This window comes from Nonomuraea sp. K271 (assembly GCF_009908215.1).
In the GTDB taxonomy this organism is placed as follows: domain Bacteria; phylum Actinomycetota; class Actinomycetes; order Streptosporangiales; family Streptosporangiaceae; genus Nonomuraea; species Nonomuraea longispora.
On sequence record NZ_JAAAHR010000028.1, the window covers coordinates 45,625 to 65,278 of the forward strand.

The window sequence follows — 19,654 nt, forward strand, 5'->3', positions numbered from 1 at the left end:
CTCAGCCCACCCGCTTCCAGCCCTGACACCCGCTGGTCTCGAAGAACTCGCCCCTCTTGAGGGACACCCTGGTCTGGCCCTGGGTGTCGTCGTTGGCGATGAGGGCGTCGAACTCGCCGAAGGCGTTCTCAGGCGGGCCCAGCCGTACTTCGAGGCTGTCGGCCCCAGCCGTCTTGTAGGTGCCGGGCTCGATGTCCTCGCCGAGGAGGTGCTGACCGTCACCGGAGAAGGCGGTCTGCGGGCCGCCTTTTCCCTCCAGATTCGCCATGGGCTCAGCGGTGATCATCTGGGTTGCGGTAGGCACCGACTCGGTCTGCATGGTCTCGGTCACCGTAACGATAGGGCGCGGGGAGGCTGTGGTCCCAACGTCTCTACCCACGCCGATGATCGACGAGACGATCACGGTCAGGCTGTCACCGGGACGGGCCGAGCGCACTACGGGGGCGGCAGGCTGCCGGCCGGGCTGGGTGAAGGGCTGCTGATCCAGCGGCTGTGGATAGGAGACCGTGCCTGGAATCTGGTTGGTCATATCGAGTCCTCTCGCGGTCGGACTTCGAGCCCGAAGGGGTTGATGAGAGAACTGTGTCGCAGGGTACTTGACGAGCGCTGAATTCATGGCGATAACCCCCCTTATCACCATTTTGTTAGAGATGGAACAAGGAGGTGCATGTACAGTGATGATCGCGACCACAGACGCTCAGGGAGAAGGGGGATCGCCATGGTCGAGCGGCGACGCTCCCTGATCTCCTTCGCCGAGATCGCAAGCTTGGCTAAAGTCGAGCGCCCCGTCGCCACGACCTGGGCCCGCCGCTACATCGACTTCCCCGAGCCCATCTCCCGCGACCGCGGCCAACCTCTGTTCGACAGCGAACAGGTGGTGTCGTGGCTACTAGAAACGGGGCGCGGCAACGCCGACCCAGGCACGCTACGGGCCGAGTTGGCCCTCCACAGCCTAAGTGCCTGGCGTGACCACCTGCCCGCCTCTGCCCTGGTCGCGACGCTTACCTCCCTGATCTGCCTACGCCATCACCTGGACGAACCGTTGCGCATCACCTCCTGGGATGCGCTGGTACCGCACGCCGCCCGCGTCGACTTCGACGACGCTCATCTCCTGGCCGAGCTCAGCACGCTTCCCACAGATACCGGCGTCGAACTCGCTGGCTTGGCCGATGACTTGATCGACGCCGCCTACACAGCCAGCGAGGCGTTCGAGTGGGTGCTGGACAGGTGCCACCAACTGGGCGCCGGGCAAATGGCCCTCGATGAACCGGTGCCGCTGGTTTCACAGATGCTCGCCCAGCTCTCCGGAGCCGCGACCCTCGCCGAGGGGAGCATCGTCGTCATACCGTATGCCCGGACCGGTGGACTGCTGGCATCAGTGCACGAGCAAGCGCCCGAACACTCTCTTCTCGCCGCCGATCCGGATCCGGCCATGGCCCGCCTGATTCGTCGCCGAATGTTCGTGCACGGGCTCACTGATCTGCAGTTCGACGTGGCCGACGGCCACGAGCCGAACATCGACGGCTGGGGGAACCCTGACCTCGTGGTCTGCGCCTTGCCCTACGAGCCCGCGGAGACCCGCCGGGCTCACTCGATACTGACACGCATCGCCGATCTCATCGACTGGCTCGACCAAGACCGGGTCGCCGTCGTACTCGGACCAGCCGATGCCCTGGCCCAGCCGCTTGCACCGCATGAAGACGCTGATTTGCTCCGCCGCTGGTTCCTCACCGAAGGCCTGCTCAAGGCGGTGGTCACTCTTCCCGAGGGTGTGTTCCGTCATCGCCCCGGTTACCGGACGGCCGTGTGGGTGCTGTCCCGGACTCCGGAGAAGCGGCGTACCGGCCTGGTGATGCTGGCGGACCTGTCCTCCATCCCGATCAGTGAGCAGTCGGTCGACACGTTGGTGGCCGACGTCGACATCTTCCGGGCCGCCGGCTGGAACGAGGATCGCAGGCACGCCGTACGGCACGGCGTGATTCTTCCCATTCAGGTCCTCAACGACCGACCCGGCACCGCTCTCACCCCGCGGCACCGGCCGCGCGAGACCCGGCACACCGAGACAGTGCGGGAGCGACCGGCTCGTATCTCGGAACTGGAGATCGAATTCGCCAAGCTGATGCACCAGGAGCCAGCCGAGCTTCGTGTCCGGGCTATCGAACGGCAGGGCGACCAGGTCGTGCGGACCAGCGTCGCCCGGATGCTCAAGGAGCGCCGGATACGGAAGATTCCCGGTCATCGGGTCAAGGACGAGCATCTCAGCGCCGATGGCGAACTGGTCGTCATCACACCTGAGGAGGTGCTCGGTCGGGTGCCGCTGGGCGGACACCGCATCGATCTTCTGGCCTTCACCGAAGCCTTTGAGCGCGGGGCACTTACTCGACCTGGCGACATCGTGATCACCGCCAACCCAGAGCTGGGTGCTCTGGTCGATTTGGAGGGCTCTTCCGTAGTGGCATTCCCGGCCCGTATCCTGCGTGCCCGACTAGATGCCGAGCGCCCGGTGCGGCCGCGGGTACTGGCCGCCCTGCTGCGCTCCGCCGCGGCGGAGCATCGCAGGGTCGAGGGCGCGCTGCGAGTGCCGCGGCGGCTGGAGGAGCTTCTTATTCCAGAACTCGCCTCCGACGAGGCCGGAAGGTACGACACTCTTCTGGCCGAGATCGACCGACTGGGGTCGCTCCTGCGGAAGCAGGCCGCGACTCTAGCCGCCCTTGACCAGCTCACCGCCGCCGGGATGGCCGACGGCACGCTCACGATCATCTAGAAGGAGACAACCGTCCCATGCCCCCTTCCAAGCGCGCCGACCAGGCGGAGCTGTTCACCGCATCCTCGGCCAAGGAGATCCGCGACCTGCTGTGGAAAGCTGCCGACAAGCTGCGCGGCTCCTTGGACGCCGCGCAGTACAAGGAGTTCGTCCTTGAGTTGATCTTCCTGAAGTATGTCTCTGACGCTTTCGACGAGCGGCGTACGGCTCTGGCCAAGGAGTTGGCCGACGAGGGCATGCCCGAGGAGCGGCAGGCGGACTTCCTGGAGGACAAGGACGAATACACCGGGCACAACGTCTTCTGGGTACCCGAGGAGGCCCGCTGGTCGTGGATCTCGGGCAAGGTCAAGACGCAAGGCGTGGGCGAGCTACTCAACAACGCGCTGGACGCCATCATGCGCGAGAACACCGCACTGACCGGCACCCTCTCCAAAATCTTCAACGAAGACCGGGTTGACCAGAAGATCGTCGCGGGGCTGGTTGACCTCATCAACAACGCCAAGTTCTCCGGGTACGGCAACCGCCGGGCGCAGGACGTGCTGGGCGAGGTCTACGAGTACTTCTTGGGCAACTTCGCGAGGGCTGAGGGCAAGAAGGCTGGCGAGTTCTACACCCCTGGCAGTGTGGTCAGGTTGCTGGTGGAGATTCTGGAGCCGTACGAGGGTCGGGTCTATGACCCATGCTGTGGCTCAGGCGGAATGTTCGTCCAGGCGGGCAAGTTCATTGAGGCGCACGCGGGCCAGAAGTCGAATATCTCGGTCTTCGGGCAGGAGAACAACGAGCGGACCTGGCGGCTGGCCAAGATGAACCTGGCCATTCATGGTATCGACGGCAACCTTGGGCCGCGCTGGGGCAACACATTTGATGACGACAAGCACCCCGACCTCAAGGCCGACTTCGTCATGGCCAATCCACCCTTCAATCAAAAGGTGTGGCCACGCTATATCGAGGACCCTCGCTGGAAGTACGGCGTGCCACCGCACAACAGCGCCAACTACGCCTGGCTCCAGCACATAATCAGCAAACTGGGTGAGCGTGGTACGGCCGGAATTGTCCTGGCCAACGGGTCGATGGGCTCGCAGCAGAACGGCGAGGGCGAGATCCGCAAGCAGTTTATCGAGCATGACCTAGTGGCCTGCATGGTCGCGCTGCCGCCGCAACTCTTCCGGACGACGCAGATCCCGGCCTGCCTGTGGTTCCTGACCCGCGACAAGACCCCGCAGGGCAGCCGGCGACTGGCCGAACGGCGCGGTGAGATCCTCTTCATCGACGCCCGGATCATGGGGACGATGATCGACCGAACCGAGCGGATCCTAACCGAGGACGACCTGGCCAAGATCGCCGGGGTGTATCACGCATGGAGGGGAACAGCTTCCGCCCGGTCAGCCGGACTGGAGTACGCGGACGAGCCCGGTTTCTGCTTCTCAGCCGATTTGGAGACCGTGCGGTCGCACGACTATGCGCTAACGCCCGGCCGGTATGTGGGGGCGGTCGAGGCTGAGGAGGAAGACTCCGAGGCACTGGCCGAGAAGATCGCCGGGTTGAAGAAGGAACTGTTCCACCTCTTCGACAAGTCGGACGAGCTGGCTCGGACCGTTCGAGAGCAGTTGGGGAGGCTCGATGGCTGAGCCCTCCGGGGAGCTAATCCTCTATCGGACCGAGGACGGACGCTCCCCGATCCAGATGCGCAGTCGATGGGACTGTCTGGCTGACGCAGGCCCAGATGGCTGAGCTGTTCGACACAGGCATTCCGAACGTCAACAAGCACATCGCGTCGACCCTGGAAGATGGCGAACTGACCGAGGCAACTATTTCCTCCCAGGAAATAGTTCCTCACGAGGGGACGAGACAGTTCCAACGAGAGGTGCTCGTCTACAACCTCGATATAATTCTCGCCATCAGCTACCGAGTCCGGTCTCCTTGCGGGATCCAGTTTCGACAGTCGGCGACCGCCACGCTAAGGGAGTACCTGGTAAAGGGCTTCGTGCTCAACGACGAACGACTCAAGGACCCGTAAGGCGGACGTCGTGATCGCCAAGAACTATCTGAGCTCTGATGAGATCGACATGCTGACCACCCAATTCTTCGCGGAGCTGTGCGCGCGACGGCGGCAGCAGATCACTATGACCGAGTGGTGACCGCCATTGACCAGTTCATCCTAGTCAACGACATGAAGGCTCTGCCGAACGCTGGGCGTGTGTCGCATCAAGCTACAGAGACCATCCGCCACGAACACTATGAGAACTTCGTCGCCCAGCGCCGAGCGCTGGAAGCTGCCCGAGCCGACGAGGAAGCGGACGGCGAGATCCGCGACCTTGCTCGCGCCGAGAAGCAACTCAACGCACTCGAACAAAATCAGATCTGCTGCCAAAAGACATGGAAGAATAACGATGACCGAACGCACAGTTAAACTCACCAGCCTGGTTAGCGAGAATTTGCTCGAAATTGGGGCTGGGCGTCCGCGCTCTGTCGACCCAGAGCTTCCTATTCTGAGGGTTGCGGATGTCCTCGATGGCAGAATCGGACCACTCATACAGAGTAGTCTGCCTGAAACCCACCAACAGGAGATGCGACCTAAGGTCTCCTATCCGGGAGACATTGTCCTCACTACGAAGGGTACTGTGGGGCGGGTTGCGATGATACCCGCCCAAGGCCCCCGATTCGCCTATAGTCCACAGTTGTGCTATTTCCGCCCAGCCATTGGCGGTCCGCTGCGCTCGCAATATTTGTACTACTGGTTCAAGAGCTCGGAGTTCTGGAATCAGGCTCGCGCACTCAAGAGCCAGACTGACATGGCCGACTTTCTCAGTCTCTCAGACATTCATTCGCTTTCAATTCGGATCCCCCCTCTTGGGCAACAGATAGGTATTGGCGATCTGCTCGGAACGCTGGACGACAAGATCGCCGTCAACGAGCATATCCTCTCCCATTCAATAAACCTTGCGAACGCTCTCTACGAAAGCTCAACGCCGGACGAAGAGTTCATCCTGGGGGACGTGGCAGAGATCTTCGACGGTCCACACGCTACACCCAAGAAGACTGAGAGCGGGCCTTGGTTCCTCAGTATTAGCAGCCTAAACCGGGGACTGCTCAATCTGAGCGAATCCGCCCACCTGAGCGAAGAGGACTTCCCGCGCTGGATTCGACGAGTCCAGCCGCAAGCCGGCGACGTACTGTTCTCATATGAGACTCGCCTTGGCGATGCGGCCCTGATGCTACCCGGAATACGCGCATGTCTGGGGCGACGCATGGGACTTCTCCGGACAAAGAGGCCGCAGCTTGCTGGCTCCATCCTACTCTGTGCCTACCTCAGTAAGGACTTTCAGAGTGTGATCGCCAAAAGGGCCATTCACGGGGCTACCGTGGAACGGATCCCTATCAACAACCTCGCTTCCTGGCCGATCAAGCTTCCTTCCCCTAGCCGTTGGGAGGAATTGTCTGGCATGCTCAGCTCCTTGAGCGACTGTATCGCCACACGAACCAGCGAAAATCGCGCATTGACGGAACTCCGCGACACCCTGCTCCCTCAACTCCTGTCCGGTCGTCTCCGAGTGCGGGATGCCGAGAAGATTGTCGAGGATATGACGTGATCCCTCCTCTCCCCTCAACACTAAACTTCCGCCCTCTCGAAGCCGACTGGGAGATCCTCGCTCACGACGAGCTGGCCGAGCTCGGCTGGGAGCCCGCGCACGGCAACGAGTTCACCCCCGGTTCGGGTCACCGCAAGTCCTGGGCCGACCTCATCCTCTACCCAGACCTGCGCGAGGCGATCGAGCGCCTCAACCCTGCCCTCCCCCCGGATGCAGTCCGTGACGCCATGGACCACGCCACCCGCGTCCATTCCAAGGACACCTACGAGGAGAACCGGGCCGCTCACCGAAACCTGGTCGAGGGCATCAGGAGTGTCACCTACACAGACCAATTCGGCGGGAGCCACAACCCGACCATCCGCCTGATCGACTTCACCACCCCGGACAACAACACCTACCGCGCCCACCGCCAGGTCACCGTCATCCTTGGCGAGCACAATCGCCGCTTCGACCTCGTCCTCTACGTCAACGGGCTGCCGCTCGCCGTACTGGAAATCAAGCGCGGCGGCGACGAGAACTCCACTCTGGATAACGCCCACGCCCAGATTGGCTGGTACGTCAGCGAGTTCCCCACCGCCTTCCGCTACAACGCGGTCGTACTCCTGTCGGACGGCATCACCGCCAAATACGGCACCCCGTTCACCCCGTTCGAGCACTACGCACCATGGAATCTAGACGAGGAGGGCAAGCGCGTCGACTCCTTCCGCGAGCCGGCTCAGAAGCTCGCCCTCCACGGTCTCTTCGCCCAAGCCCGATTTCTCCACATCGTGGAGCGTTTCATCAACTTCGTTCCCTCGAAGCGGATGAAGCGTATCGCCAAACCGCACCAGTTCTTCGCCGTCACCCGAGCCGTGCGAGCCGTACGAAAGGCCGCAGAGACCGACGGCCGGGCGGGGGTGGTCTGGCACACCCAGGGGTCGGGCAAGTCCGAAGAGATGGTGCTGGCCAGCAACCTGATCATGCGTGATCCGCTGCTGCTGAATCCGACGATCATCGTCATCACCGACCGGAACGACCTTGACGACCAGCTCTACTCCACCTTTCAGGAGAGCGAGATCCTCCCAGAGGAGCCTCAGCAGATCCTCTCCCGCGCCGAATTGCGCGAAGAGCTCACCACCAAGCGGACCGGCGGCATCCTCTTCACCACCTTGCAGAAGTTCGGCAAGACCAAGGAGGAGAGGGAATCAGGCACAGATCACCCGCTGCTCTCAGAGCGCCGCAACATCATCGTCGTCGTGGATGAGGCGCATCGCAGCCACTACGACGCCCTGGACGGCTACGCCCGGCACCTGCGCGACGCGCTCCCGCACGCCACCATGCTCGCTTTCACTGGTACTCCCATCTCGGAGGCCGACCGTGACACCCGTGCGGTCTTCGGCCCTGACATCGACGTCTACGACCTGAAGAGGGCTGCCGACGACGGCGCGACGGTCAAGGTCTACCACGAGAGCCGCGTCGTCGAGCTGATCCTGGACGGCAAGACCAACCCAGAGAGGATCGATGAAGAGGCCAACCGGATCACCGATGGCCTGGACGAGACAGAGCGGCAGCGAATCGAACAGCACGTCGCCACTATGAACGCGATGTACGGCGCGCCCGCCCGCATCCGCGACTTGGTCGCCGACCTGGTGGTGCACTGGGAGGTACGGCACGAGCGGATGCAACCGTTCGTCGGCGCCTCGGAGACCGGATCGCCCGGGAAGGCGATGATCGTCTGCGCCACCCGGGACATCTGCGTCCGCGTCTATGACGAGCTGCTCAAGCACCATCCCGAGTGGCACCACGACGACCCGGCCAAGGGCGTCATGAAGATCGTGTTCTCCTCGGACTCTAGGAAGGACCCCGAGCACCTGCGTACCCACGCCCTACACGACTCACAGCGCAAGGCGGTCATCAACCGGGCCAAGAATCCCGACGACGAGCTGCAGCTACTCATCGTCAACAACATGCTGCTGACCGGCTTCGACGCCCCGCCGATCCACACCATGTACCTAGATCGCCCACTCAAAGGCGCCAGCCTTATGCAGGCCCTGGCTCGGGTCAACCGCCGCTTTCGCGGCAAGGAAGATGGCCTGCTGGTCGGGTACGCCCCGCTGACCGAGAAACTTCAGGCGGCCATCGAAGAATACTCCGCAGCCGATCAGCAAGACCAGACCCTAGGTCAGGACCTGAACCGCGCATTGGACGAGCTGCGCAACGAGTACGACATCATCGACGCCATCCTGCGCGATGGCCCCGAATGGCGGGAACTGCTTGCCGTACCGAGCAAGACCGCCTTCATCGACGCGGCTCTCGCGGTCGCGGAATACCTGCTGAAGTCCAAGAAGGCCGAAGACGTCAAGCAGACCCCCTGGTATCGCTTCCGCGAGCACGCCCACCGGCTAGAGCGCTTCTTCGCGCTCACCGCCAACGCGGCCAACCTCGCCGAGCGCTTCCCAGGCAACCCGTACTGGCGGCGCGACATCCAGTTCTTCGTCGAGGTCCGCGCTTACATGGCCAAGCTGGACGCTATGGATCGCGAGGCCCGCGGCCTGCCCGTAGCCCGGGACGTGGAGCTTTACCTCGCCCAATTGACCTCCGCCGTGGTGGAGACGAAGGGCGTGACCGACCTGTTCGCAGAAGCGGGTTTGGAGACGGCTGACCTCACTCACCTCAATGACGCGCTGGTGGCCAAACTGGCGCAGAGCAAGACCCCGCACCTTGCCGCGGAAGCGCTGCGCCGCCTGATCGAAAAGAAGATGCGGGAGGTTACCAAGCTCAACATCGTGCGCAAGACCACCTTCTCTGAGCGGCTTCAGGACCTGATGTACCGCTACATGCGCGAACAGCTCACTAGCGCGGAGATCATCGCCAAGCTGGTGGAGCTGGCTAAGGAGATCGCCAGCGACCATCGGCGTGGTGAGCGCTTCAACCCAAAACTCGACTGGCGCGAACTCGCGTTCTACGACGCGGTAGCCGACCACGGCACTGCCCGAGAATTAATGGGCGACGAGGTACTCGCCACCATCGCACGAGATCTCGTCACGCAGGTGCAGGCCAACCTGAAGAAGGACTGGATCGCACGAGAATCAGTCCGCGCTCGTCTCCGTGCCACGATCAAACGACTCCTGGCGCGCTACAACTACCCGCCCGACCAGGAAGCGAAGGCCATCGACTTGGTCATCCGGCAGGTGGAGCACTTCGCCGATATCTGGTCCAAGGATGGCAGGGTCACGTGACCATTTCCCGGGCAGAGTCATAGTCGCTGCAGTTCTGCCTCAACTTAGTTTTTGTCCCGCTGCTGAATACCGTACCGCTGGCCTGGTCCGTACTCGAGAGCCACATCGCCTGAATGACCTGGTGGGACTTTATTCTCTCGCGGCGCCCTCGGGCCAGATGACGGTCACGGGGAGGCCGCGTTCCCGAGCCTCGACCACGACCTCGGCGGTCCCGCCCGTGCCGGTACCGGGCTGTCCGTCCCATACGGCCACTAGCTCATCGACCGTTGACAGTACGGCCTCGTTAGCGGCCTCGTACGCCTGCCGGTTGGCGTGGTCGAAGTCCATGAGACGGACGGTCTTCGCCGCCTCCATGAGCCGGTCGAACTGTTCGGCATGATCCGGCTTCACCTTGGCCTGCCGGTAATCACGCGATGGCAGGACCACCTCCAGTGATCCGCCGGCCGCGAGCACCGCGTCAGCGAACAGGCTGTCGGCCCCACGAGCGATGCAGGATACGCCCACGAGCTCTCCGGTGAACGAGGCAAGGTGCGCGCGGAGCGCGTCGGAGACGAGGCGGGCCGCCGCCGGCGTCAGGTTCATGTGGCCGGTCACGCCGATACGCATCATCGAGTCCTTCCTAGGTGCCGGTACCTAGCGTGCCAGCGTCTCGCGGATGTGCTGCTGAAGAGGAGCCACGACGGGATCTTTCCGGGTCTCGATCTCAAGATAGAACTCGCGTAGCTGCACTCTGACTCTGTCGGACTGGACTTGCCCGGCGGTGTCGGCTGCGGCGTTGCCCACGGTCACGGCCTCGTCAAGGTCGCCGCTGATGAGGTGAGCGTAGGCGAGTCCCACCTGATCGAGCGCGAGGCTGCGCATGCTTGAACGTTGCCGGAGCGCCACCGCTCGTCGAATGTGATCGAGGGCGTCGCCCGCGAACCGGCTGTCGCGGTGGGCCAGCTCCAGGTATCGCCCGCCGGTCACCCCGGCCAGCTCGGCGGCGTCGAAGTACGTGATCCAGTCCGGATCGGGGTCGCAGGAACCGATCGCGCTGAATGCTTCCTCGGCATTGCCCGTGGCGCGCTTGAAGGACTCGGCTCGGCCCATCTTGGCGTACGACCACGCCTCTCGGGTGTGCAGCATCGCGCGGAGTCGAGGCGTGGCCGTGGACCTGACTCCGTCCAGGGCGAGCCGGATCAGCTCCAGCGCGTCCTGCGGTTGATCGAGATACAGCAACTGCCGGGCCATGGACGCCAGGACGCTCGCGCCGAACGGCTTGTCCTCGCCGGGCGTGGATGCCTGCAGAGACATGACGTAGTACTTCTGCGCCGCGGTCTGCATCCCGCAGTCCCATGACATGGTGGCGGCGATCTTCGCAAGCTGCGCCATCACGTGGAACAGGCGCACGCTCACCTCGTGGGGGTGGCTGTCGCGCAGCAGGTCGGCCACCTCGTTGAGCTGACCGATCACGGCCTTGCGGGCGAGCCCGCCGCCGTGCTGGTCATCCCACGTGCGAAAGACGTTCGCCGCCTGCTCCAGCTGGGCGACCTCGTCCAATCCGATCCGTCCGCTGTACACCGACGGGGAGGGCACTGGAGGCGGGGGCGCGAGCCAGCGTTGTACTGGATCGACGAGCGGGAGCCCTGCCGTGATGGCCAGTGCCTTGACCGCTTCGCGACGGCTCAGCATGAGGTCGCTCTTGGTGATGTCGTAGATCGCATCGGCTGTCGGTCCTGCTTCCCAGAGCCAAGGGAGGGAGGGTGAGGAGACCGAGTTCGCGTCGTCGTCGGCGCTTTCATCGGTCATAACCTCCGGCAATGCCGGACGCTCAAACAGCTTAGCTTCTGAGATCTTGAATGCGCGGCAGTACAGAAGGGGATACGGATCACGAGGACGTCCCTTGCCCGCTTCGTGCCGTTTAACCCTCCGCAGGACCGACGCGAATTCTGCCAAAGCGATCTCGTCACCGGCGGCTTTGAACAGGTGGACGGCCACTTGCTTCTGAGACCAGCCGCGCTGCCGACGCTCGTGTCGGATGCGTTCGGCCCAGGCTGGCAGGCCAGTCTCGTCGGTCATGCCGTCGCACCTCATCAGGGGAAGGTGACACGCTCGCGTCCCCCAGTGTCCCCCAACGCCACCTGTTCGCGCTCTGTTACTCAGCGTTGTGATGAATCTGTGCACCCGGACACAGAAACTTCTTCCTCTTTGACGGCTCGGGACAGTCGAAGCCTCTCTCGATGCGGTCCAGCCTGCGGTGGTCTGCGCGCCACGGCGAGGCTCGTCCTCTCGCCCGTTGCGGTGGGGAAGGGTAGGCACGCGCGGTTCAGCCACGCGAGTTCTGCTGCCTACCTGAGCTCGCGGCCGGTCATCCGCGACCAACGCAAGCCGAGCGGTCCGTTTCTGTTCGCCGACGGAGCGTGAGATGGCCTCGACCGTGATCGAGGCATGGCTTGAGCTGGACATGCGTGACCGTCAGCTCGCAGTACTCCGCCTCACCTACCCGCAGTGGACGATCTTCTACGAAGTCTTCTCAACCGGTTGGATCTGGCGGGCTGTGCCGTCTTGGCAGCTCTCGGTGGAGATGTTGACCGCCGGGCTGCGGCCACGGTTGGAGCGCGGGAACCCTGTCGCACTCATGGCGGAGTTGAGCAACCAGATGGCGATCATCCACGACATGACCGGCCGTCACCCATGAAGCCTCCCCGGCCCGTCGTCGCGTGCGGCTTCGGCGGGTCGGGGGATCCAGGCCGGGACCGGCGCCCAGCAACAACGAAAGCAACAACCCGAGGGAGACCCCCATGGTCAGCACACAAAGACTGTTCGAGCCCGACCTGTACGCGATGGACGTGGAAGAAGCCAAGTTCGCGCAGCTCGAAGGCACGGGTCTGGAGCACGCGGTGATCGCGGACGGCGACGACTACGCCGTCCGCGACAAGAGCCTCCCGGCCGTCGAGATCCGCAGGGCCGGCGACGACTTCCGCAGGCTGGGTGCGGTCATCGGCCAGAGAAGGCCCGGCGGGAGGGCTCAGTCGTCGGCCAGGGTGGACCTGCACGACATCGGCGTGGACGACGACAGGTTCGAGCTGGTCAAAGGCACGGGCCTGGAGTACGCCATGGTCGGGGACGGCGACGACTACGCGGTGCGTGACCTAGAGCACCCGGGCGACATTCGAAGGCCCGGCGACGACTGGCGCAAGCTCGGCACGGTCCTCTGACACCGGCCCTCGGAACGCCCTGGGGCAGACGGTTCGACACCCTCTGATCACGGGGCCCGTTAGCAGGCGCGGCGGTTGGCCGAACCACACCCGGTCTCCGTGTCCGGCCGCCGCGTCACCCGGATGTGATCTACGTGCAACTCAAGTGGGAACCGTACATTCCCAGATCGGATGTCTTCGTGTGGGTGCAAGAGTCCTCGTGCTGCGGCGCATACACGCTGCTCCACGAAGGCCGCGAGGGCGTTGTGACGCGGTGGAGCAGAGAAGGGAACCGCCTGGAGACCGGCAGAGGCCCGCACCTCAAAGCCCTCCTCGTCTGGAACCACCTGGTGGGCTGCCACCTCCACTACCGCCACGACAAGCGGAAGCGCCGGGTGGCGTCGTGACCCTCATCCAGTGGATCGGCCTGGTGTGGGGACCCATGACCTTGCTGGGCATCCGCCCGACCCTGATTTCCCGGGCCCTGCTCGCCGAGGGCGACCCTTCACGGATGTGCCGGGGCTGCCGCGCGCGACAGCGGGCGTACCGGCACAGGGAACGCGAGTATCGCGACACCTACGGCCCGGCCGGACCACCCCTGATGATCCTCGCCGCCGCCGCATTGTGGTGGACCGCTCCCATCCTGCCCATCCTGCTCCGGCTCGCCCGCTTATCGTCCCTCCCTCAATGCGCGGGCCCGTCCTGCGCCGCCCACAAGCACCACGTCCCCGCGGCCACCAGCCGCCCCGCCGCACGAGCCGCCTCACGTCGCTATCCGTCGTGACGGCCAGCAGCAGAACGGAGAGCCCACGATGACAACGCCCCGCTCCTCCCTCACCCACGTTGGACCGCACTATGATCCGCGAGGCCCGGACGGCGTCGGCCTGACCATCGGCAAGACCTTCGCTTTCGAGGCGTCTCACCGCTTGAACGGGCTACCTGACGGGCACAAATGCGCCCGCCTGCACGGTCACAGCTACCAGGTGACCGTCGAGCTCACCGCCGACGAGCTCGTTGGCCCGGGATTCGTCACCGACTTCGGCGATCTGTCACCGTTCGGCGCCTACCTCGCTGAGCACTTCGACCATCGCGACCTGAACGAGGTGCTCGACGTCGAACCGACCTCGGAGCGGTTGGCCCTGCACCTGGTCAGGTGGTTCCTCGACAACGTGCAGCCGATCATCGCAGGGCGGCTGGTCGCCGTCAGCGTGAGCGAGACCCCGAAGACGTGGGCGCGTTGCACGGTTGGAAACGCCGGGTGATCGCCGCAACGGTGTCCGCCCCGTCTCGCACTCCGGCGCTCCTGATCGCCGAGCGCTTCGGCCCGACGCTTCAAGGCGAGGGGCCCAGCATCGGCCAACCCGCGCTGTTCATCCGCCTGTCCCGTTGCAACCTGTCATGCACGTGGTGCGACACGCCGTACACGTGGGACACCACGCGCTTCGACCTACGGCAGCAGAGCGACCGCGTCTTGGTCACCGACCTGGTCGCGTGGGCGCTGGACCACCCGGTGCCACTGATCGTCATCACCGGCGGAGAGCCCCTCCTGCAGCAGCACCACCTGCCTGCGCTGGCTGAGCCGCTGCTGCAGGCCGGCCGCCGCTTGGAGATCGAAACCAACGGCACTGTTGCCCCCGATCCGGCTCTGCTGACAGACGGGCTGCGCTTCAACGTCTCCCCCAAGCTGGCCAACTCCGGCCTTCCGGCCGGCCTGCGCATCAAGGCCGCCGCCCTGGAGACGTTGTCGGCCAGCGGGCAAGCCGTGTTCAAATTCGTCGCCCGCGACATAGCCGACCTGGACGAGATCGCCGAGCTCGCCGAGCGCTTCGCGATGAAGCAGGTGTGGGTGATGCCTGAAGGCGTCACCACCGGCCACATTCTGGGCCGCGCCCAACTGCTCGCCGAGGCGGTCATATCCCGCGGCTGGTCGCTGTCGCTTCGCCTGCACGTCCTGCTGTGGGGTGACGAACGTGGCCGATGACAGCACCGCTCCGTACCTCCTGGCCCAGCCTTCGGAAGCGAGGAAGGAACATTGACCACGAACGCCGTGCAGCCTCCTGATACGGCACATCCCGGCCGAGCCGTCTCACAGCCGACCGATGACGTACCAGGCTCGACGATAGACACGCCCTACGTGACCATGCTGGTCCGCGAACTGCTCATCGCTCTCGGAGAGAACCCTGACCGCGCGGGCCTGCTCGACACGCCCGCCCGCGTCGCGGCCTGGTGGCGCGACTTCCTGTCGCCGGACCCCTCGGCCATGGCAACGTGCTTCACCGAGACCCAAGCCAGCGATCAGCTGGTCGTGGTCGGAGGGCTGAACGTGTGGTCCCTCTGTGAACACCACATGCTGCCGATGAAGCTGGACGCGCACGTCGGCCACCTCGCCGACGGCACCGTCCTAGGGCTGTCGAAGTTCGGCCGGATCGCACAGCGTCACGCCGGACGCCTCCAGATGCAGGAACGCTTCACCCGCCAGCTCGCCGACGAGGTGATCGCAGCCATCAACAGCGAGGACGTGGCCGTCACGGTGCACGGCGTGCACCTGTGCATGAGCATGCGCGGCGTCCGTATGGAGACAGCCCGCACCTCCACCGTGCAGGCCAGCGGACGGTTCAAGACCGATCCGCTGCTCTCCCAGCAGTTCCTCACCCTCACCACCGCCGGCCGACGAGGGGCACCATGATGACGATCAGCCCTTCGGCGGTGGCGCCATCCGGCATCACCCACCTGCTCTGGCCTCGCATGGAAGAGCTGGTCCGCTGGATCGCCGAGGCGGTCAGGGCGGACGGCACACCCCAGACCCTGGTAGCGGTCCTGCGTGGTGGCGCCGTTCCGGCAGTCTGCCTCTCCCACCAGCTCGGGCTGCGGGATGTCCGCACGGTGGAGGTGACCCACACCACGAACGACAGCACCAACGCCGCGAAAACCCCGCAGCCCGTGACTGTCAATCCAGCCTCGCTCGGCAACCTCACCGGCCGGGACGTCCTGATCGTGGACGACGTCGCCGGCACCGGGCACACCCTCACAACCACGACGCGACTGGTCGCCGATGCAGGCGCCAGCAGGGTTCGGAGCGCGGTGTGCGTGGTTAACGAGAGCAACTGGACCGGCCGCCTCCCGGCGAAGGCCGCCGTCACCTACATCGGCACGATCGCCCACGGGTGGGTGATCTTCCCCTGGGAGAGCAACGATGAGCACGAGCACTGATCAACTTCCCGAGCAGTTCCGCACCCGGCCCGGGACTCCCATGATCGGCCCGTACAGCACCAACCAGATGGATGACTTCTACGCGGCACTGCATCGCGGAGAGGCCAAGGCGTCGGGGCTGATGAACCTGATGCAGCACCTCATCGTCGCCGAGCGGTGCGCGCCTGGCGTGAAGGTGCTGGACGTGTGCTGCGGTCGCGGGCTGGCTCTGCCGTTGCTGCATCGCTACGCGCCGCAGATCGAACGGTACGTCGGGCTGGACATCAGCCACGCCAACCTGGATGAAGCCCGGGAACGGATGACGTTCCTGCGTGAGACGTACGGAGAGCTCTTCCCGGTGGAACTCGTCGAATGCGATGTGGCCGAGCTCTGGCCGGAGTTGCCCGCCTTCGACGTGGCGCTGTACACCTCGGCGCTGGAGCATCTGCCCTTCGAACTCGGTGCCGGCAGCCTGCGCAGCACAGCTCAAGCACTCGCCCCCGGCGGGCTACTGTTCCTGTCCACACCGCAGGCGTTCGGCCCGCCGCCACGGCCTCTGCAATACCGCGTCCACGTCTACGAGTGGTCGCGAGAGGAGGTGGAGCAGGTTGTCGGTAGTGCGGGCCTGATCGTTGAAGACGTGATGGGCCTGCTGCCGCCCGAACCGGACGTGGTGGCCAGCGAACTCATCGAACGATACGGGCAAGGTGCGGCCAGCTGGTACCGCGACCTGGCCGCGCGCATCCCCAGGGCGCTGCTGGACACGGTTGCGGCGGTGTCCGTGCCGGCGAGGGCGACCGAGCTGCTGTACGTCTGCCGGAGGCCCGCATGAATACGGCCGCTGTCCCGGCGCCTCGCCGTGAGCTCGCTCCCCGCCGGCCGCTATGGGTGACCATCGAGGGCATCAACGGCGTCGGAAAGACCACCACGGCCCGCGCACTCGCCACCTATCTCGGCCAGCGCTGCCTGCTGCTGGACGAACTCACCGACCAGCCCGGCAACACCCTGACCGGAGACGTGATCTCCGCCCTGACCGCGGAAGACGACGTATGTCTGCGCACCGGACACCCAGTCGCGGAGACGCTGGCCCTGCTCGCGCTGAAGATCCGCGAAGTCGAACGCCTCGCCGTCCACCCGATCACGCCCACGGTGGTCATCGAGGACCGCGGCGTCGATACCGTCGCCGTCTACCAGGCCGCGATCCTCTGCGAGCACGTACCGGAAGCCGATCCCGTGCACGTCGCACGGCACGTGCTCTCAACCATGTCGCGGTGGCGGCCCCGGCCCGACGCCACCGTCCTACTGACCGGCGACCGGGCAGTGTGCATGCGGCGCTTCGCCAACCGGATAGGACGGACGCTGGCGCCACGGGACCTGCGCGTGATCGAGCAGGCCGACATCCTCTACGCCGGGCTGGCCGCCGCCGAGCCCGACCGCTACACCGTGATCGACACCGCCGGACAGCCCGCCCACGCTGTCGCCGACGCGGTGGGCGCGGTCGTACGGAACCTCATGAAGCAGCGGGAGGCCAACCGTGCCGCGTGATGCGACTCTGCTCTGGGGCCTTCGCTCGCCCTGTGCGTTCGCCTGCCCCCACTGCTACTTCGGCACGATCGAAGATCATAAACAGGCCCCGCCCACCGAGATCGGTGTCCTGTCGCATCTGTCCCACGCCGACCTGCCGCCCCTGGCAATCAAAGCGTTCGCCCGGACCTTGGCCAGCTCGCCGATCGAGCGGGTGGTCATCGCCGGTGGTGAACCGCTGGACTGGCCTCCCACGCTGGAGGTGATCGAACTCATCAAGGAAGCCGGTTGTCAGGTCGTGATCGCCACCAACGGGATCCCGCTCACTCGCCCGCCGGTGACCCAGCGGCTCATCGCGCTCGGCGTCGACGGCGTTTCGGTCTCCCTGGACAGTGCGGACGCGCACACCAATGATCGGCTGCGCCCCTCCCGTTCTGGACGCTTCGGCTACGACGATGTTCTGACCGGTGTCCGCGCCCTGCTGAACGCCCGGGGCGACCGGCACGCGCCGCAGGTGGGGATCTACACCGTGGTGATGCGGGAACGCCCGCAGGAGATCACCGACATGGCCCACCTGGCCGGCCGGCTCGGCGTGGACTACTACGTTCCCCAGCCGATCTCCCTGACTCCCGATCACAAGCTCTTCACGGAACTGACCCACCGCCGTGAAGACGTAACGGCCGTGGCCGAACAGCTCGCTCGTCTCTACAACGAAACGAGCGGACTGGCGCTACCGGATCCCTCCTACGCACGGCGCTTCGTCGCCGCGATCTCCACGCAGGAGAGCGAGCTTGTGCCCGACTGCTTCGGCGGTGCCCGCCTGTTCTTCATCCAGCCCGACGGCTCGGTCTGGGACTGCCCCTCCGACCGCCGGATCGCCGCCACCCCGCCCGAGCGGCGGCGCAACATCCGTGACGCCGACGCGCGCACGCTCTTCGCTGAGCGGCCCGCGTGTACGAACTGCTCGCTGTTCAGCCGGGACTGCGTGAACATGTGGCCGCTCGTGCTGGACATGCCGCAGCTGCTGAACGCGAAGGCCGTCCGATGACGCTCCCTCCGATCCCAGATAAGCAGCTACTCGCAGATCAGCTCGCCGTCGTGCTCGGGCAGATGCCTGACCCGAGCGGCGGCCCCGGCGCCGGACAACTGGAGCGGGATCTGGCCGAGGTGTTCGGCGTCCCGCACGCCGTCGCGGTCGCCTCCGGCACCGCGGCCCTGCACGCCGCGCTGTCCGCCTGCGGCATCGGCGCGGGCGACGAAGTCCTCGTGCCGGCACTGACCGTCGTCATGACCGTGGCACCTCTCGATGCCCTCGGGGCAACGCCGGTGTTCGTCGACAGTGACCCGGCCACCCTGGACCTGGACTACGACGACGCCGCCCGCAAGGTCACCTCGCGAACTCGGGCGATCATCCCGGTGCACCTGTGGGGCCGGATGGGAGACCCGGCAGCGCTGGCAGCATTCGCCTCCGAACACGGGCTCGCCATCATCGAGGACGCCGCGCAGGCCGTCGGCACCACGCGCGACGGGCAGCGGGCCGGGACGATCGGCACCGTCGGCTGCTTCAGCATGAAGGACGGCAAGGTTCTCTGGAGCGGTGAGGGCGGCTTCCTACTCACCACCCGCCGCGACATTGCAGAGCACGCGGCCGCGTTCCGCAGCCACTGGCAGCCGGCTCCCCCGGGAGAGGCCCCATTGAGCCGCCTGACAACCAACTCCCGCCTGGCTCCCCCGCTCGCCGCGATCGCCCTGGCCAACCTCCGCCGCCTCCCAAGCCTGGTCGAACTGCGCCGCGCACAGACCCGCTACCTGCTGCACGCCCTGGAGCAGGCACCGGGCCTGGTCGCCCTCGCACCAGCAACGCGTGAGGAATGGAACGGCTTCGCCCCGCTGCTTCACATCGACCTGCCAAACCCCCGGGCATTCGCCGAACACCTCGCACAGCGGGGAGTGCCGAACTCCACCGGCAGCTTTCGACTCGTCCCCTGCGACACCCGGCCCATGTTCACCGACCGCGACCAGCCTTGCCACGGCGCCGCCCAGATCCTCGACCACACACTCGCCATCATCCTCACGGAACGCGCCACCGAGACCACACTCGACCGCTACGCCGCCACCATCGCCAAGGAGGCCGCCGCATGGACCACGTAACCGACGCCCCAGAACCCCGCTCCTGCTACGCCCTGCCCTCAC

Annotated in this window: 21 protein-coding genes; 18 read left to right on the forward strand and 3 right to left on the reverse strand. The window is 65.3% G+C overall.

Translation table 11 applies throughout. The annotated features are described in order from the left end of the window. Position 1: 1 nt before the first annotated feature. On the reverse strand, positions 2 to 286 hold the full coding sequence (locus GUY59_RS12985; RefSeq protein ID WP_138204160.1) for a hypothetical protein: 285 nt from the start codon (positions 284 to 286) through the stop codon (positions 2 to 4). Between the two features lie 432 nt (positions 287 to 718). Here GUY59_RS12985 and GUY59_RS12990 point away from each other — a divergent pair, with 432 nt between their 5' ends. The 7 genes from GUY59_RS12990 (at position 719) to GUY59_RS13010 (ending at position 9,572) form a co-directional block, all read left to right on the forward strand. Further along, positions 719 to 2,764: a hypothetical protein gene (locus GUY59_RS12990; protein WP_138204162.1), complete on the forward strand. Its 2,046-nt coding sequence runs from the start codon at positions 719 to 721 to the stop codon at positions 2,762 to 2,764. Between the two features lie 17 nt (positions 2,765 to 2,781). Beyond that, entirely contained in the window at positions 2,782 to 4,392 is a 1,611-nt protein-coding gene (locus GUY59_RS12995; RefSeq protein WP_138204164.1) for a class I SAM-dependent DNA methyltransferase, read from the forward strand. A gap of 95 nt (positions 4,393 to 4,487) precedes the next feature. Beyond that, the gene (gene rhuM / locus GUY59_RS48605; protein WP_236667108.1) at positions 4,488 to 4,781 is read left to right on the forward strand and encodes a RhuM family protein; all 294 of its coding nucleotides are present in this window, start codon (positions 4,488 to 4,490) and stop codon (positions 4,779 to 4,781) included. Between the two features lie 10 nt (positions 4,782 to 4,791). After that, positions 4,792 to 4,902, forward strand: a complete 111-nt coding sequence (locus GUY59_RS48610; protein ID WP_236667109.1) for a virulence RhuM family protein — start codon at positions 4,792 to 4,794, stop codon at positions 4,900 to 4,902. Then, entirely contained in the window at positions 4,899 to 5,174 is a 276-nt protein-coding gene (locus GUY59_RS48615) for a hypothetical protein (RefSeq protein WP_236667110.1), read from the forward strand. Before GUY59_RS48610 ends, GUY59_RS48615 begins: the two co-directional genes overlap by 4 nt. 157 nt (positions 5,175 to 5,331) lie before the next feature. Continuing rightward, entirely contained in the window at positions 5,332 to 6,354 is a 1,023-nt protein-coding gene (locus GUY59_RS50685) for a restriction endonuclease subunit S (protein ID WP_289514150.1), read from the forward strand. After that, the gene (locus GUY59_RS13010; RefSeq protein WP_138204168.1) at positions 6,351 to 9,572 is read left to right on the forward strand and encodes a type I restriction endonuclease subunit R; all 3,222 of its coding nucleotides are present in this window, start codon (positions 6,351 to 6,353) and stop codon (positions 9,570 to 9,572) included. The genes GUY59_RS50685 and GUY59_RS13010 overlap by 4 nt, the downstream gene beginning before the upstream one ends. Positions 9,573 to 9,701: 129 nt before the next feature. Here GUY59_RS13010 and GUY59_RS13015 read toward each other — a convergent pair whose 3' ends face one another. Both GUY59_RS13015 and GUY59_RS47450 read right to left on the reverse strand, forming a co-directional pair. Next, positions 9,702 to 10,181 (reverse strand): hypothetical protein, encoded by a 480-nt coding sequence (locus GUY59_RS13015; protein ID WP_138204169.1) that lies wholly within the window; start codon positions 10,179 to 10,181, stop codon positions 9,702 to 9,704. Positions 10,182 to 10,205: 24 nt separating this feature from the next. Beyond that, entirely contained in the window at positions 10,206 to 11,630 is a 1,425-nt protein-coding gene (locus GUY59_RS47450; RefSeq protein WP_201760803.1) for a hypothetical protein, read from the reverse strand. 346 nt (positions 11,631 to 11,976) lie between these two features. On the opposite strand from GUY59_RS47450, the gene GUY59_RS13025 reads away from it, so the two are divergent. The 11 genes from GUY59_RS13025 to GUY59_RS13075 all read left to right on the forward strand — a co-directional run bounded on the left by GUY59_RS13025 (position 11,977) and on the right by GUY59_RS13075 (position 19,612). Further along, positions 11,977 to 12,249, forward strand: a complete 273-nt coding sequence (locus tag GUY59_RS13025; RefSeq protein WP_138204170.1) for a hypothetical protein — start codon at positions 11,977 to 11,979, stop codon at positions 12,247 to 12,249. A 103-nt stretch (positions 12,250 to 12,352) separates the two neighbouring features. After that, positions 12,353 to 12,769: a hypothetical protein gene (locus GUY59_RS13030; protein ID WP_138204171.1), complete on the forward strand. Its 417-nt coding sequence runs from the start codon at positions 12,353 to 12,355 to the stop codon at positions 12,767 to 12,769. Between the two features lie 382 nt (positions 12,770 to 13,151). Then, entirely contained in the window at positions 13,152 to 13,532 is a 381-nt protein-coding gene (locus GUY59_RS13035; protein WP_138204172.1) for a hypothetical protein, read from the forward strand. Between the two features lie 106 nt (positions 13,533 to 13,638). Beyond that, positions 13,639 to 14,010 (forward strand): 6-pyruvoyl trahydropterin synthase family protein, encoded by a 372-nt coding sequence (locus GUY59_RS13040; protein WP_289514151.1) that lies wholly within the window; start codon positions 13,639 to 13,641, stop codon positions 14,008 to 14,010. Next, on the forward strand, positions 14,007 to 14,729 hold the full coding sequence (locus tag GUY59_RS13045; RefSeq protein ID WP_252375096.1) for a 7-carboxy-7-deazaguanine synthase QueE: 723 nt from the start codon (positions 14,007 to 14,009) through the stop codon (positions 14,727 to 14,729). Before GUY59_RS13040 ends, GUY59_RS13045 begins: the two co-directional genes overlap by 4 nt. 66 nt (positions 14,730 to 14,795) lie before the next feature. Then, the gene (gene folE, locus GUY59_RS13050; protein ID WP_289514152.1) at positions 14,796 to 15,434 is read left to right on the forward strand and encodes a GTP cyclohydrolase I; all 639 of its coding nucleotides are present in this window, start codon (positions 14,796 to 14,798) and stop codon (positions 15,432 to 15,434) included. After that, on the forward strand, positions 15,431 to 15,958 hold the full coding sequence (locus GUY59_RS13055) for a phosphoribosyltransferase (RefSeq protein WP_201760804.1): 528 nt from the start codon (positions 15,431 to 15,433) through the stop codon (positions 15,956 to 15,958). The genes folE and GUY59_RS13055 overlap by 4 nt, the downstream gene beginning before the upstream one ends. After that, on the forward strand, positions 15,942 to 16,769 hold the full coding sequence (locus GUY59_RS13060; protein ID WP_138204176.1) for a class I SAM-dependent methyltransferase: 828 nt from the start codon (positions 15,942 to 15,944) through the stop codon (positions 16,767 to 16,769). Before GUY59_RS13055 ends, GUY59_RS13060 begins: the two co-directional genes overlap by 17 nt. Next, positions 16,766 to 17,482, forward strand: coding sequence for a dTMP kinase (locus tag GUY59_RS13065; RefSeq protein ID WP_171055503.1), 717 nt, complete (start codon positions 16,766 to 16,768; stop codon positions 17,480 to 17,482). The genes GUY59_RS13060 and GUY59_RS13065 overlap by 4 nt, the downstream gene beginning before the upstream one ends. Beyond that, positions 17,472 to 18,509: a radical SAM protein gene (locus GUY59_RS13070; protein ID WP_138204178.1), complete on the forward strand. Its 1,038-nt coding sequence runs from the start codon at positions 17,472 to 17,474 to the stop codon at positions 18,507 to 18,509. Before GUY59_RS13065 ends, GUY59_RS13070 begins: the two co-directional genes overlap by 11 nt. Continuing rightward, entirely contained in the window at positions 18,413 to 19,612 is a 1,200-nt protein-coding gene (locus tag GUY59_RS13075; protein ID WP_252375097.1) for a DegT/DnrJ/EryC1/StrS family aminotransferase, read from the forward strand. The genes GUY59_RS13070 and GUY59_RS13075 overlap by 97 nt, the downstream gene beginning before the upstream one ends. Positions 19,613 to 19,654: the final 42 nt, after the last annotated feature.

What these genes read in the sequence shown, in the direction of transcription:
- GUY59_RS12985 (WP_138204160.1), bottom strand. Translation starts at nt 286, where the DNA reads ATGATCACCGCTGAGCCCATGGCGAATCTGGAGGGAAAAGGCGGCCCG.
- GUY59_RS12990 (WP_138204162.1), top strand. Translation starts at nt 719, where the DNA reads ATGGTCGAGCGGCGACGCTCCCTGATCTCCTTCGCCGAGATCGCAAGC.
- GUY59_RS12995 (WP_138204164.1), top strand. Translation starts at nt 2,782, where the DNA reads ATGCCCCCTTCCAAGCGCGCCGACCAGGCGGAGCTGTTCACCGCATCC.
- rhuM (WP_236667108.1), top strand. Translation starts at nt 4,488, where the DNA reads ATGGCTGAGCTGTTCGACACAGGCATTCCGAACGTCAACAAGCACATC.
- GUY59_RS50685 (WP_289514150.1), top strand. Translation starts at nt 5,332, where the DNA reads ATGCGACCTAAGGTCTCCTATCCGGGAGACATTGTCCTCACTACGAAG.
- GUY59_RS13015 (WP_138204169.1), bottom strand. Translation starts at nt 10,181, where the DNA reads ATGATGCGTATCGGCGTGACCGGCCACATGAACCTGACGCCGGCGGCG.
- GUY59_RS47450 (WP_201760803.1), bottom strand. Translation starts at nt 11,630, where the DNA reads ATGACCGACGAGACTGGCCTGCCAGCCTGGGCCGAACGCATCCGACAC.
- GUY59_RS13025 (WP_138204170.1), top strand. Translation starts at nt 11,977, where the DNA reads ATGGCCTCGACCGTGATCGAGGCATGGCTTGAGCTGGACATGCGTGAC.
- GUY59_RS13030 (WP_138204171.1), top strand. Translation starts at nt 12,353, where the DNA reads ATGGTCAGCACACAAAGACTGTTCGAGCCCGACCTGTACGCGATGGAC.
- GUY59_RS13055 (WP_201760804.1), top strand. Translation starts at nt 15,431, where the DNA reads ATGATGACGATCAGCCCTTCGGCGGTGGCGCCATCCGGCATCACCCAC.
- GUY59_RS13060 (WP_138204176.1), top strand. Translation starts at nt 15,942, where the DNA reads ATGAGCACGAGCACTGATCAACTTCCCGAGCAGTTCCGCACCCGGCCC.
- GUY59_RS13065 (WP_171055503.1), top strand. Translation starts at nt 16,766, where the DNA reads ATGAATACGGCCGCTGTCCCGGCGCCTCGCCGTGAGCTCGCTCCCCGC.